We start from the raw sequence: 14,424 nt of genomic DNA, 5'->3' as shown, positions 1-14,424 counted from the left end.
TATAAGATTCTTATTTTAATCGCGCCTCTTTTGCAAATTGATATCCGTTAAGTAGAGCTTTAGCAGACATCACCTTTTTTCCTGGTAATTGAATTTGATGGAGAATTACAAATCCGTCGGGGACCGAAACTTTTATCTGATTATCTTCTATAAGTAGTTGTCCGATGGGGAATTTATTTTCTGTTATTACTATAGATACTTCATAAATCTTAACAGTATTGGTTTTGTTGTTATTATTCAGGCTAGTCCATGCTACAGGATAGGGGGACAGTCCTCTGATAAAGTTATGGATGACTGAAGCGGGTTGGTTCCAGTTAATTCTTGTATTTTCTTTGGTTAGTTTAAAAGCTGTTTTCTCCGGTTGTAAAGAAGGTTGTTTAATTACAGATATAGTATCTTCTTTAATTTGCCTTAAAGTAGTACTCACTAAATCTGCTCCGGATGCCATTAGTCGATCATGCAAGGTTCCGGCGTTATCATCCTCACGGATAGCAACTTCTTCCTGGTTAATGATCATTCCGGTATCAATTTTTTCATCAATAAAAAACGTAGTTACCCCGGTTTTTTCCTCCCCATTAATTATAGCCCAGTTAATAGGAGCAGCCCCTCGATACAAAGGTAATAAGGAAGCATGCAGGTTGAAAGTACCATATTCAGGCATTTCCCAAACTATCTTGGGTAACATTCTGAATGCTACGACTACCTGTACATTAGCTTCTAATAAAGCAAGTTCTTTAATAAAATCGGGGTTTTTTAAGTTTATAGGTTGTAAAACCGGAATTTGTTGTGATAGGGCAAATTGTTTAACAGCAGATTCTTTTAATTGTCGACCTCTTCCCGCCGGACGGTCAGGAGCAGTAATCACACCTACTACCTGATAATTATTTTCTACAATGGTTTTAAGAGAAGCCACCGCAAATTCTGGGGTTCCCATAAAAACAATTCTTAATGTTCTCATTTACTGACGTGTTGGTATGTATTTGATATATTCCTCTTTATGTAATTTTTTTCAAGTAATTCCCTAATGACCTCAATAATTAAAGCTTCTGAAGCATGAATAGAAGCTACTATTTCCTGCGTGCTTGCAGTTTTATTGTTTAATAATTTTTTAATTTCAGAAGCAATTTCAGGTTTGGTTTTTTCCGGTATTTTTTGAAGACAAATATCGCAAATAGTACATTTGATCGCATTAGGTTCATCAAAATATTGTAATAACTGTATATTTCGGCATTGCTGACTTTCTATATAACGAATTATTGCATCGACTTTATTGATTTTAGAATCTCTGTAAGTTTTGAGAAGCGGAGTAAGCGGAGAAAGGCTTACCTGATCTTCTCTGGGAACCAAAAAGACAACTTCTGCGTCTGTAATTTTATGAATAAAAGTAAGCATACCTGTATCCTGAACAGCTTGTAATACCTTAACTATAAAACTAATGTCTTTTCCGATTTTAGTAGCAATAAGTGCCATGTTAATAGCGGTAGATTCCTCAAAAACACCCCCGTAAAGTCTTAGTATTGCCTTAATTACTAATTGATACTCTTTATTATTTTCTATATATTGTAAAAGCTCATTTCCCGAGGCTTTAATGTACAAACTGGAATTGCGCTGAAATCGCTTAGTAAATTTTAAAATTCCGGATTGATCTAGAAACTGAAGGCAATTATAAGTCAATAGTATTGGAAGATCATATTGCTGACAGAATAAATTAAAATTAAAAATATATTTGGTCGCCATTCCTTCGCCGTAAGCAATTTGAAGATAGGTAACAAGACGATGGTATACGGTACTTAAAAAATCCTTGTCCGGTAGGGTTTTTATATATTGATTTTTTACAACCTGTATATCGTTTTGTTGATAAAATAAAAATGAATTAGAACTGACACCGTCTCTTCCGGCCCGACCTGCCTCTTGAAAATAATTTTCAATACTATCCGGTAACGCAATATGAATCACATTCCGAACATCAGGTTTATCAATACCCATCCCAAAAGCATTGGTAGCTACCATAATGGTAACTTCTCCTGACATCCATTGTGTAAGTCGTTTACTTTTTTCTGAAGTATCAATGCCCCCATGGTAACTTGTAGCTTTAAAATGCTGATTATTTAGCCAGGTGGTAATCTCCAGGGTTGCTTTTCTATTACGAACATAAATGATCGAACTACCTGGATATTTATTTAACACATGTACTACCGAAGCCATTTTGTCTTCTACCTTAAAAACTTTGTAAGCCAGGTTTTTTCGTGCAAAAGATACTTTGATTACTTCCGGTTGAAAAAGATCCAGATTCTCTTTAATTTCTTTGATAACTTTACTTGTAGCGGTTGCAGATAAGGCAATAATCGGTACAGAAGGTACTAATTCGCGAAGTACTTTGATTTTCCTGTAGTCCGGCCGAAAATCATGCCCCCATTCAGAAATGCAATGCGCTTCATCAACGGCAATCAAGTTTAAAGGTAGTTGTTGCAGGTATTGTAGTACCACTTCATTTTGCAAACGTTCCGGGGATACATATAAAAACTTATAGGACCCGTGTGTACAATTGTCAAAAAACACCATTAACTCATCTGGCTTAACGGTACTCGTTAAAGCTACTGCTTTAATACCTTTTTGTTTAAGTTGATTTACCTGATCTTCCATTAGGGCGATTAATGGTGAAATAACCAGGCAAATGCCATCCCTAAGTAAGCCGGGTATCTGATAACATGCTGATTTTCCGCCACCCGTAGGTAACAAAGCGATACAATCCGTATTGTTCAGGCAGTTGGCAATAATCTTTTCCTGCCCGGGTTTAAATGAAGAATGTCCCCAATATGTATGTAATACCTCCGAAGCTGGATTCATACGGTGATACCGACATATTGTTTAATGAATTTACACCGTTCTTCTACGGTGCCAAAAGGTACTTGTATACAGTGATAACCATATAAGTTATAAGCCCCCAGTACATACTGATAGATATCACTTGCCTGCTCATAATTTTCATATCTTTCGTTGTCCGTAATATGAATCTTTTGCCACGGCGGAAGAATAAAAACCTGTTCGTAACGGTAGTTTTCGGCTGCTTGTTTAAAAGGCTCCTCTATTTTTTGATGTGCATAATCCAGGTATCCTATAATATCCGGAATACCACGATCAATATACACCGGAGAAGTCTCACATGCTTCGGCTTCTTTAAATTGAGCGATTCTACCTTCTAATAATTTTTTACTGAATAGACTTGGGTCTTTCAGAAATAGTTGTGTAACTCCTTTACGTTGTGCTTCTAAAGTAATTTTGCGGGACACCTCATGTAAACAAACGGAGTTATCTGCTTCCAAATGTTCTATTATACTTGTTTTACCCGTTGAAGGACCACCGGTTATCACTACTTTACGTACGCTCAAAATCTATAAAATTCTTTAAATCAACTTCTTCTAAAGGTTCGTAAAAATAGAATATATCTGTCAAATAGTATAAAATTTTAATTAAGAAATCCAAAATTTTACAGATAACATAGCATCTCATTAAAAAATTATCGTAAGACGCAGTTGAAACCCAATAATCTTTCTATATCCTTAATTTTAAGTAGAAAAGTATACTACAAATTTACGTACCGTAACTTTTTTATAGAGAAGTTGTTTAAACTTTCCTTAATTGGCTGCAAAATGTTTCCCAAACTGAATTTAGGACATGCTTTTTCACTTACTTTTTATCATTTTTAAGTTCCGAAGCTACGGCTATGCAACTGAAAAATGATTTTAATTAAGCAAAAAATACCTATTTTTCGCTTCAATCAGAAAAGTTTAAATCACTTCAGAATAAATTTCTTTAGATTATATTTTAATAATTTTCAATGATGCTACAGGTCAAGAAATCATTAATGTTGTATTGATTATAAGTAAGTTTTAGTTAACAGCTATTTAAGTTTTACAATACTGAATTTAGTTAATAAGCGTATCTTTGCATAAAAAATTTATGGATGATGCTGATAAAACCGAAGCGTTTTATAAAAAATTAAGATCACAATTAGAAGAAACTTCCGAGTGGCCCTCACTTTACCTCTATAAGTTTATTGTACCAAGTAAGGATGATAAGATAGCAAAGGTTGAATCTATCTTTGATAATCTTGGTGCTGTAATAACCACTAAAAAATCTAAAAATGGAAAATACACCAGTGTTTCCATAAAAGTAAGAATGGAAAATCCGGATAAGGTAATTTCAAAATATAAAGAAGTAGCTGACAAAGTGGAGGGGGTAATCTCATTATAGCCATTCTTTGGCGAGTATTAAAATAATAGTATTAAGACCATAGTTCCTTTTAATAAATTTGTTAATTTGCAAAATAAATAGAGTAATTTATTCTATTAAAATTAGGACTATCAAAATAATTGAAGTTTACTGGTATATTAATTATATGCCTACGGACTATTAAAAAGTTCTTTAATAAACATACAACCTAATAACCAATACTAATAAAATATATAGATTCCGAATTGAAATGTACTACTAATACATCGCTTTTAAGTTTTAAAATAAACTATTTCGGATGGCTATTTTCAGATAAGATATATGAATATTGAAAGTTTAGAATATAATACGGATCGTGTGAAGTTAATAATTCCTGAATACGGTCGGCATTTGCAAAAAATGATTGATTCTGCAATTGCCATTGAAAATAAAGAAGAACGTAATAAGGTAGCTAAGGCTATTATCTCAGTAATGGGAAATTTACAACCTCATTTACGGGATGTACCGGATTTTCAGCATAAATTATGGGATCAACTCTTTATTATCAGTGATTTTAAATTAGACGTTGATGCCCCTTATCCTATCTTAACTAAAGAAAAATTACAAGAACGTCCCGAACCTTTAAATTATCCGCAGAATTTTCCTAAATACCGTTTTTACGGGAACAATATTAAAAGAATGATTGATGTTGCTAACAGTTGGGAAGACGGTGATATGAAGAGTGCTTTAGTACTTACCATTGCTAACCATATGAAAAAGTGCTACCTTAACTGGAATAAGGATACGGTTGATGATCGGGTTATTTTTAATCATTTATATGAATTAAGTGACGGAAAACTGAACCTGAAGGATAGTAATGAGGAGTTAAGCTCATCTAATGATTTATTAAAAGGTAAAAAGAAGAAAAGTACCAGTAATAATAACAATAAGAAGAATTATAAGCCTAGAAATAAAAAAAGATATTAATCTTCCTTACCTCCCTTTTTTATGGATACTTTTCAAATTGAAGGCGGACATGCTTTAAAAGGAGCAATTACTCCGCAAGGTGCAAAAAACGAAGCACTTCAGATCTTATGTGCCGTATTACTTACTCCTGAAATAATTACTATTTCTAATATTCCGGATATAAGAGATGTAAATAAACTTATTCAAATTTTAAAAAACCTGGGGGTTAAGGTTGAAAAAGTATCAAAGGGAACGTATACATTTCAAAGTAACGAATTGAACCTGGAGTATCTGGAAAGTGAACAATTTAAAAAAGAAGGAAGCGGACTAAGAGGGTCAATAATGATTGTAGGTCCATTATTAGGTAGGTTTGGTAAAGGGTATATTCCGCGTCCCGGAGGAGATAAAATTGGTAGAAGGAGATTAGATACGCATTTTGAAGGTTTTATTAATCTTGGAGCTTCTTTTCGATATAATAAAGAAGAGCGTTTTTATGGTGTGGAAGCTCCTAACGGCTTACAGGGAACTTATATGTTGCTAGACGAAGCCTCAGTGACCGGAACAGCTAATATTGTCATGGCTGCTTCTTTAGCCAAAGGTACTACTACTATCTATAACGCTGCCTGCGAACCTTACTTACAACAACTATGTAAGATGTTAAACTCAATGGGAGCTAGAATTGAAGGTATTGGTTCCAATCTATTGAGTATTGAAGGTGTAAAGAGTTTAGGTGGTTGTAACCATCGGATTTTACCGGATATGATTGAGATCGGTTCCTGGATTGGGTTAGCGGCAATGACTAAAAGTGAAATTACCATTAAAGGTGTAAGTTGGGAAAACCTAGGTCAGATCCCTAACACTTTCAAAAAACTAGGTATTACCCTTGAAAAAAGAGGAGATGATATTTACATTCCACCACATACGGATGGGTATCAGATTGAAAGTTATATTGATGGATCTTTTATGACCATTGCAGATGCTCCCTGGCCCGGGTTTACTCCGGATTTATTAAGTATTGTACTGGTAGTAGCAACACAGGCAAGGGGAGAGGTTATGGTACATCAAAAAATGTTTGAAAGCCGTTTATTTTTTGTCGATAAACTTATTGATATGGGCGCCAAAATCATTTTATGTGATCCCCATCGAGCTACTATTATCGGTCATGATTTTAAGTCTACTTTAAAAGCAACCACCATGGTATCTCCTGATATCAGGGCAGGTATTTCGTTATTAATTGCGGCTCTCAGTGCAAAAGGTACTTCTACGATTCAGAATATCGAACAAATCGATAGGGGATACGAACATATTGATGAACGCTTACGAGCTATAGGTGCTAAAATCACCAGAGTACAAGCATAAATCAGACTTATCCACTTGGTTTTTTACAGGAAGTTATTTTGTAGTTTACTCAGTTGCTAAAAGGTTTTACCTTTCAGTAAAATCAACAAATACAAAATATAATAATAGATAGAACTTTAAAAATTAGGCAACGGCTTCTTTATATACCTGTAAACAGCGTTCTCTAGCTTCTTTATGGTCAACCATGGGTTCAGGATACTTTATTTCCTGTAAATTACCCACCCATTCGTTAATATATTTATGGTCTTTATCAAATTTTATAATTTGAGTAGTCGGATTAAATATGCGGAAATACGGTGAAGCATCCACTCCCGATCCTGAGGCCCACTGCCAGTTCCCTACATTTGATGATTGTTCATAATCTAATAACTTTTCCGCAAAATATGCTTCACCCCAGCGCCAGTCAATTAATAGGTGTTTACATAAAAAACTGGCGGTTAACATCCGTACTCTATTATGCATATATCCTATGGCGTTTAATTGACGCATCCCGGCGTCAACTAGCGGATAACCGGTTTCTCCGTTTTTCCATTTTTGAAATTCCTGTTCATCATTTCGCCACTCAATGCGATCGTACTTAGATTTAAAGGCTTGGTCTGTAGTTTCCGGAAAGTGCCATAAAATTTGCATAAAAAATTCTCGCCAAATTAATTCAGACCAAAACGTTTCATTATTAACATCATAAGCTTGCTTGACGATTTTACGAATGCTTACGGTTCCGAATCTTAAATGAGGTCCTATTCTTGAAGTTCCATGATCTTTTGACGGATAATTTCGTGTTTTTTCGTAGTTTTCTAATAATTCGGAATTTACTTCATAGTCCGGAACTTTTAGTGAAGATGCTGTAAAATTCATATCTTCTAAAGATAGATTAGGTAAATCAGTACGTTTTACCAAATTATCGAAATATGAATTGGTATCATATATCTTCAACTTATCGATGCTAAACTGTTCTTTCCATTTATTTTTATAAGGAGTGTAGACTACATAAGGCTTTCCGTCGGCTTTAACTACTTCATCTTTTTCAAAAATTACCTGATCTTTAAAAGTTTTAAAGTCAATCCTTTTTTCTTGTAGTATATCCGTAATGTTTTGATCACGCTCCTTTGCATACGGTTCGTAATCGCGATTGGTATATACGGTAGTAATATCAAACTCTTTAATTAACTCTTTAAATACAGATTCGGGAGTACCGTAATAGAGTGCCAATGAGCTTTTATACTTTTTCTGTAACTCAGACCTCATCGTCTGTAAGGTTTCAAAGATAAAAGTAATCCGGGCGTCATCTTCAGGTAATTTATCTAAAATATTTTTATCAAATATAAATATAGGGATAACCGGATTACCTTCTTTTAAAGCGTGGAAAAAACCAATATTGTCCTCTAAACGTAAATCTCTACGGAACCAAAAAATAGAAACTTTATTTTTTCCCATTACTAGTTCACATTAAGGGTCGACATTCCCCCATCCAGACCAAGGATTTGCCCGGTCATCCAACCACTTTTTTCGCTAATAAGAAATTCGGCTAAGTTGGCAATATCTTCACTTTCACCCACCCTTTTTAAAGGATGTCTTTCGTTCATTTTTTCTTTCTTCTTTTCATTACCTAATAATCTTTTAGCAAGAGGTGTATCTGTTAAGGAAGGCGCAATTACATTCACCCGCACTTTAGGGGCGAATTCGGCGGCAAGTGCTTTGGCAAAACCTTCAATAGCTCCCTTTGCAGCAGCTACACTACTATGAAAAGGCATACCTACTTTTACGGCTACCGTACTAAAAAATAAAATACTGGCTTGTTCGGACTTTTTTAATAAAGGTAAAATAGTATGAAGTACTTCAACAATTCCAAAAAAATTAAGTTTCATATCTTCTTCAAAAGTCTGAGCGCTTAACATTGGGAAAGGTTTTAGATTGATAGTCCCAGGACAGTAAATAAATCCATCTAAGCGTTCAGGTAATAGCGAAGTATCAAGCGAATCTGCCGTAGCATCAAACTTTATATAATCACAGGATAAGGCATCCAGATTGTCATCTGTTCTTGCTGCTATATATAATTTATAATCATTCTGTAATCTTTTTGCAATTTCAAGTCCGATACCATGGCTACCTCCTACAAGTAAAATGTTGTTCATTATGTATGCTTAATTTAAAATCTCGTATTTATCTACCGCTTCTTTATCCTTGATATTTTGAACTGGTGGACTAAATACTCCAAAAAGATCAATCAAAGCTTTTTTTCTATAATCAAAAATATCGTCAAGTTTTGGTTTTACTAACAGTGGATGCACTAATTGCCCCAGGATCCCAAAAGGAACTTTATAATCAATAATATCTTCCATTAAAACCCCACCGGGTATAGGATGAATAAAATGTTTATGATGCCATAGCGCATAAGGCCCATATAATTGTTCATCAACAAAGTATTTAAGGGGTTCTACATGTATAATTTTAGTGACCCATTTTACCTTTATATTTGCGATTGGAGAAACCGTATACTTAATAAGTTGCCCTCCGTACATCTCTTTATCCGCACCCGAAAGTATCGTAAAACCCATTTCTTCTGGAGTAATCATTTTTAAATTATGAGGATCCGAAAAGAAATTCCATGCTTCCTGAACCGTAATAGGCAATTTTTGCTTCGTATGTAACGTATAAATTTTCATAGAATAAGAATTGACCATAAAAATACAAAGCTTTTGTTTATTGTTAATATAGAATCTGTTAAACAAAAAATAATTTAATTTCCATATCGTTAAATCAATATTAAATAATTGATAAGGATAAATTACATGTATACAATTAATAGTGTCCGGTAAGGATTCAAAACCCGCCTACAGCGAGGTAGTTTGCTGTCGATTCAATAAACAAAAATCAAGACTAAGTATTATAGTATCGAAAATCAACATTTTACTATGCTTTGTAAACTTTTAATTATTGTAATCGAACACAAATGAACATAGTAGAATAAAGGTGAATAAAGAATTTATGACCAAAAATAGGAAGAAGCCCAGGATTTAGCAGCTTTAATATCCTGGAAAAAGGTAAAAGATTTATGAAAATGCTGTTGGTCTAACAATGCTTGTTCTCTTTCTTTCTCACAATTTGAAACTATTGCCAGGCCTTTCATATTTTTTAATTGGCCTTTTTTATAAACTTCCGGCAAAATACTATGCTTGTTTTTCTTGTAATTAATCATAATAAAGGGCTCAGTTTTAAAATGATCTGTTAATACTTTTCGAATGAGTGTAGCTTTTTTTGAACAGACTACGGTACTTTCTGCTATTATTAAAATAACATAATTTTGATAAAATTGAAGTTTACAAAAATCCAAGTCCGCAACAATCATCTTTTGTATTTATTAACAAATATAGTTATTTTAACTTAAATTAACAGAAAAATTTAGTTAACAATTATCGCAGCAATTATTACTTTTTAGATATTTACAACAAAGCACAGCCATAATAGCTCCGATAAAAGGGGCGGTAAGGTATAACCACTGATGTTGTAATTGACCTGAAAACAGCGCCGGAGCCAGGGATCTTGCGGGATTCATCGATGCATTTGTAACGGGTCCGGCAAACAAGGCTTCTAATAGGACAACTCCTCCTATAGCAATTCCGGCCATAGTTCCGACTTCTTTAGAACCCGTAGAAACATTGATGATTACCAACATTAAAAAAAAGGTAAGTAACAATTCTAAAATAAAAGCCTTATAAGGTGTTATCGTAGGTAAAGTACCTCCTAAAAATTGACTATCCGGAAATAAAAACCATAAAATAGCACTGGCCGTTACAGCTCCAGCTACTTGTATGATAATATATCCGGGAACTTCTTTCCAACTAAATTTTTTTGCATACGCAAAAGCAACCGTGACAGCAGGGTTAAAATGAGCTCCCGAAATATCTCCCAGGGCATAAATTAACGCCATCACAATTAAACCCCAGGTAATACCAATTCCTACGTGTGTAACGTCACCAGAAGTAACTTCGTTAATAGTCATAGCCCCCGTACCACAAAAGATAAGTGAAAATGTTCCCAAAAATTCGGCAAATAATTTTCTTTTCATCGGTTATAAAACTTCGGCAAATATACTATTCCTTTTTTTAAGCTTTTGTTAACTGTAAAGACAATTCTTACTTATTATTTTGGAGCATAAATCTAAACGAATCATAATGAAAAACGTATTATTACTATTCACCTTTATCCTAGGGACTTTTGCGACTCAGGCCCAGTTAAAAATGCCACAACCAAGTCCTATGGCAAAAATTGAACAGGAAGTCGGACTGTCCAATATCACATTGGAATTTTCTAGGCCTAGTATGAAAGGTCGTAAAATTTTTGGTAATCTGGTTCCTTTTGATAAAATATGGAGAACAGGTGCTAATAAAAACACCATCATCACTTTTAGTACGGATGCAAAAGTAGAAGGTAAAGAAGTAAAAGCAGGTTCTTATGCGCTATATACAAAGCCAGGTAAAGATTCCTGGGAAGTATATTTGTACAAGGATACTAACAATTGGGGAAACCCAAAAGAGTGGAAAGAATCTGAGGTAGCTGCTAAAATTACGGTAAAACCTATTGCTTTTCCGGATACTATGGAAACTTTTACCATGGCGTTTAGTGATTTAAAGATGGACAGTACCCTATTAAATATTATTTGGGAAAGTACAGAAGTACCGGTTAAAATTGAGGTACCTACTAAAGATATGGCCATGAAAAATATTGATATGGTAATGAACGGGCCTTCTGCAAGTAACTACTATCAGGTAGCTTCTTTCTACCGAGAAACAGGTGAACTAGAAAAAGCTAAGGAAAGTATTGAAAAGGCTATTGCAAAGTCTGAGAAACCAGCTTTCTGGATACACCGACAACATTCTTTAATCTTAGCGGATTTAAAAGATAAAAAAGGAGCTATACAAGCGGCTAAAACCTCTATGGAACTTGCTGAGCAAGCAGGTAATAGCGATTATGTAAAGTTAAATAAAGATTCTCTTTCAGAATGGGGGGCTAAATAATAAAAATTTTCTTTCACTTCACACTATAAAAGGATGTTCTGTTTTGATACATGACATCCTTTTTGTTTTTAGTATACCAAATCAATTTTAGAACGGATTTCGTCCAGTAATTTCATCAGTTGTTTACTTTTTTCAAATGTCATAACGGTACTCTCTTTGCTACCTGTTTGTAACATTTCTTGTACATGCATAATTTCATATTGAAACCCAAGTCCGGTGCCAGTAAAATCTTTGCTTTCTGTGGTACCCTTTTGCGTTATCTCCAAGGAAGTAGGCTCGTGAAACCTGCCGTTTGCTTTTATTTTTCCATGCTCAAAGTCAATTATAAGTTCCGTAGGTGTTTCTTTAATAATAGAGCTATATAAATTAGCAGTCACCTTATTTTCATAAGTTAAGGTTATTGTACAATCCAAATCAGAACCATTACCTGAAAATTCTGCCCTAGCGCTGCTTTTTTGCGGATATCCCAGTAATAGTAAAGCGGAAAATAAGGTGTACACCCCTACATCTAATAAACTACCTCCACCTAAATTCTTTTCAAATAATCGGGGAGTCATTACCGGATTGCCTTTGAAACCAAAATCTGCGGATACATGAGTAATGGCTCCTAGGCTTCCACTTTTAACAATGTTCAAAATGTATTGAAAATGAGGTAGAAAATGGGTCCATAATCCTTCCATCAGAAAAACATTCTGCTCCTTTGCCATCCGGATCATTTCCGCGACTTCCCTACTATTCATCGCAAAAGGTTTTTCACATAAAACTGCTTTGTGATGCATTAAACAAGCAATGGTTTGTTCAAAATGAAAAACGTGAGGTGTCGCAATATAGATGACATCAACTTCGGGAGTATCGATTAAACTTTGATAGTTCCCAAAATACTGATTCGCCTGATGTTGTTTTGAAAAAGCTTCAGCTTTCTTTTTATCTCTACTGGCTACGGCATACAAATTAGCGTTAGGTACATGTATTAGATCTTCGGCAAACTTTTCTGCTATTTTACCACAACCCAATATTCCCCAATTACAAACCTTCATCTCTAATTAATTTAAATACAATAATAGATTGCCAAATACAGATTATACCGCTTAGTTTTTAAGGGTTTTTGATCTTGCCATGGTTTGAATACTCATACTGATTAACATGACTAAGATACAACCCAGCGCATTCAGCCATAAAAATGGTAACCAATCCAACCACCATACCACTAAAACGATCATTTGGGTTATAATAGCGCCCCAAAATACTGCGTTTGACTTTACAAAGGTAATAAAGAACGCCAGTAAAAAAATTCCTAAGATATTTCCGTAAAAAATGGAACCTATAATGTTCACTAATTGAATAAGATTATCAAACAAGTTGGCAAAACAAGCTACCAGGATAGCGATACCTCCCCATCCTACAGTAAACCATTTGGTCATTTTTACATAGTGAGTATCATCTTTAGCTTCAATCTGATTTCTTTGATAAAGGTCAATAGTCGTAGTTGCGGCTAATGCATTTAATTCTGAAGCAGTAGAAGACATGGCTGCGGATAGAATTACCGCTAGCAATAACCCCACCAGGCCTACAGGAAGGTTGTGCAGAATAAAATGTATAAATACATAATCTTTATCATTCGTTTCTACCTGATTATCTGCTTGTTTAATATAAGCTTTTCCCTGTTCTCGTATATCTTTTTCCGATGTTTCCAGTTCTTTTAACTCTGCTGATACGGTATTGAGGGAGTTCACATTACTAAGAAGAAGTGCTTCTTTTTGATTTTGTACGGTATGAAGGTTCTCTTGAAGTTCCAAGTAAGACTGCGACAGGGGCGAAGCTAACACCGCTTTTTCAGCAGCAGGATTAAAGTTAAGCGGGGTGTTATGAAATTGATAAAATACAAAAACCATGATTCCGGTAAGCAAGATAAAAAATTGCATGGGTACTTTAACTATACCATTAAACAACAACCCTAATTGACTTTCTCTTACGGATTTACCTGAAAGATATCGCTGTGCCTGGCTTTGATCCGTACCAAAGTAGGAAAGCATTAAAAAAGTACCTCCGATCAGTCCGGTCCACACGGTATATCGATTGGATAAATCAAAAGAAAAGTCCAGGATTTTCATCCGTTCGCTAATTCCAGCGATGCTTAGTGCTTTTACAAATCCAACGTCTTCCGGTAAGTATTGTAGTATTAAAAAGAAGGCAATAAACATACCTAAAAAGATAATACCCATTTGTTGCTTTTGGGTAACACTCACCGCTTCGGTTCCACCGGAAACCGTATAAATGATAACTAAAACGCCAATGATAAAATTTAATAAGGTAAGGTTCCATCCCAGTACGGCACTCAGGATGATGGCCGGGGCAAAGATAGTAATACCAGCAGCCAAACCACGCTGTACTAAAAAGAGAATGGCGGTAAGCGTACGGGTTTTTAAATCAAATCTGGATTCTAAAAATTCATAAACCGTATACACCTTTAATTTAAGGTAAATAGGAATAAACACCATACATACCACGATCATAGCAATCGGAATCCCAAAATAAAACTGTACAAATCCCATCCCACTATGAAAAGCTTGTCCGGGAGTGGATAGAAAGGTAATAGCACTGGCCTGGGTAGCCATTACGGATAAACCGATCGTCCACCAGTTACTTTTACGCCCGCCCCCAATATAGTCCTCTACATTAGTACTGCCTTTAGTTTTCCATACTCCATAAAGTACGATAGCGAGTAGGGTAATTAATAAAACAAACCAGTCAAGTAACTGCATAAAGATATTTAGTTAGTAAACCACTGCATAATCATATAAAACAGGAACAAATACATGAGGTTACACAGGAGAATTATGGTATACATTTTTCGCCAAGTATAGGAAATATT

At 34.8% G+C, this 14,424-nt stretch carries 14 protein-coding genes; 4 read left to right on the top strand and 10 right to left on the bottom strand.

Annotation, left to right across the window (positions count from 1 at the left end; translation table 11 throughout):
* Positions 1–10: 10 nt before the first annotated feature.
* The 3 genes from fmt to NBT05_RS14645 are packed head-to-tail and all read right to left on the bottom strand — an operon-like array spanning position 11 to position 3,389.
* Positions 11–958 (bottom strand): methionyl-tRNA formyltransferase, encoded by a 948-nt coding sequence (gene fmt / locus NBT05_RS14655; protein WP_265770617.1) that lies wholly within the window; start codon positions 956–958, stop codon positions 11–13.
* Positions 955–2,847 (bottom strand): RecQ family ATP-dependent DNA helicase, encoded by a 1,893-nt coding sequence (locus NBT05_RS14650; RefSeq protein ID WP_265770616.1) that lies wholly within the window; start codon positions 2,845–2,847, stop codon positions 955–957. The genes fmt and NBT05_RS14650 overlap by 4 nt, the downstream gene beginning before the upstream one ends.
* Positions 2,844–3,389, bottom strand: a complete 546-nt coding sequence (locus tag NBT05_RS14645; protein WP_265770615.1) for an ATP-binding protein — start codon at positions 3,387–3,389, stop codon at positions 2,844–2,846. Before NBT05_RS14645 ends, NBT05_RS14650 begins: the two co-directional genes overlap by 4 nt.
* A 571-nt stretch (positions 3,390–3,960) precedes the next feature.
* On the opposite strand from NBT05_RS14645, the gene NBT05_RS14640 reads away from it, so the two are divergent.
* From NBT05_RS14640 to murA, 3 genes are all read left to right on the top strand, one after another.
* Positions 3,961–4,254, top strand: coding sequence for a DUF493 family protein (locus NBT05_RS14640; RefSeq protein WP_265773254.1), 294 nt, complete (start codon positions 3,961–3,963; stop codon positions 4,252–4,254).
* Positions 4,255–4,554: 300 nt separating this feature from the next.
* Positions 4,555–5,199: a DUF4290 domain-containing protein gene (locus NBT05_RS14635; RefSeq protein ID WP_265770613.1), complete on the top strand. Its 645-nt coding sequence runs from the start codon at positions 4,555–4,557 to the stop codon at positions 5,197–5,199.
* A 21-nt stretch (positions 5,200–5,220) separates the two neighbouring features.
* Positions 5,221–6,537, top strand: a complete 1,317-nt coding sequence (gene murA, locus NBT05_RS14630) for a UDP-N-acetylglucosamine 1-carboxyvinyltransferase (RefSeq protein WP_265770612.1) — start codon at positions 5,221–5,223, stop codon at positions 6,535–6,537.
* A gap of 123 nt (positions 6,538–6,660) precedes the next feature.
* Here murA and NBT05_RS14625 read toward each other — a convergent pair whose 3' ends face one another.
* The 5 genes from NBT05_RS14625 to NBT05_RS14605 form a co-directional block, all read right to left on the bottom strand.
* Positions 6,661–7,971 carry a cryptochrome/photolyase family protein gene (locus tag NBT05_RS14625; RefSeq protein WP_265770611.1) on the bottom strand — a complete coding sequence of 437 codons (1,311 nt, stop codon included), beginning with the start codon at positions 7,969–7,971 and terminating at the stop codon, positions 6,661–6,663.
* A gap of 2 nt (positions 7,972–7,973) precedes the next feature.
* On the bottom strand, positions 7,974–8,672 hold the full coding sequence (locus tag NBT05_RS14620) for an SDR family NAD(P)-dependent oxidoreductase (protein ID WP_265773253.1): 699 nt from the start codon (positions 8,670–8,672) through the stop codon (positions 7,974–7,976).
* Between the two features lie 6 nt (positions 8,673–8,678).
* Positions 8,679–9,200: an SRPBCC family protein gene (locus tag NBT05_RS14615; RefSeq protein ID WP_265770610.1), complete on the bottom strand. Its 522-nt coding sequence runs from the start codon at positions 9,198–9,200 to the stop codon at positions 8,679–8,681.
* 320 nt (positions 9,201–9,520) lie between these two features.
* Positions 9,521–9,883 (bottom strand): hypothetical protein, encoded by a 363-nt coding sequence (locus NBT05_RS14610; protein WP_265770609.1) that lies wholly within the window; start codon positions 9,881–9,883, stop codon positions 9,521–9,523.
* 57 nt (positions 9,884–9,940) lie between these two features.
* Positions 9,941–10,603: an MIP/aquaporin family protein gene (locus tag NBT05_RS14605; protein ID WP_265770608.1), complete on the bottom strand. Its 663-nt coding sequence runs from the start codon at positions 10,601–10,603 to the stop codon at positions 9,941–9,943.
* Between the two features lie 106 nt (positions 10,604–10,709).
* Here NBT05_RS14605 and NBT05_RS14600 point away from each other — a divergent pair, with 106 nt between their 5' ends.
* Positions 10,710–11,552: a DUF2911 domain-containing protein gene (locus tag NBT05_RS14600; RefSeq protein WP_265770607.1), complete on the top strand. Its 843-nt coding sequence runs from the start codon at positions 10,710–10,712 to the stop codon at positions 11,550–11,552.
* 68 nt (positions 11,553–11,620) lie between these two features.
* On the opposite strand, the gene NBT05_RS14595 is transcribed toward NBT05_RS14600, so the two are convergent.
* Positions 11,621–12,589, bottom strand: a complete 969-nt coding sequence (locus tag NBT05_RS14595; RefSeq protein WP_265770606.1) for a Gfo/Idh/MocA family protein — start codon at positions 12,587–12,589, stop codon at positions 11,621–11,623.
* A 51-nt stretch (positions 12,590–12,640) separates the two neighbouring features.
* Positions 12,641–14,314 carry a sodium:solute symporter gene (locus tag NBT05_RS14590; protein ID WP_265770605.1) on the bottom strand — a complete coding sequence of 558 codons (1,674 nt, stop codon included), beginning with the start codon at positions 14,312–14,314 and terminating at the stop codon, positions 12,641–12,643.
* Between the last annotated feature and the right edge of the window lie 110 nt (positions 14,315–14,424).

Origin of the sequence: Aquimarina sp. ERC-38 (assembly GCF_026222555.1) — a bacterium.
Classification (GTDB): domain Bacteria; phylum Bacteroidota; class Bacteroidia; order Flavobacteriales; family Flavobacteriaceae; genus Aquimarina.
This window is presented reverse-complemented; position numbering and strand designations above follow the sequence as displayed.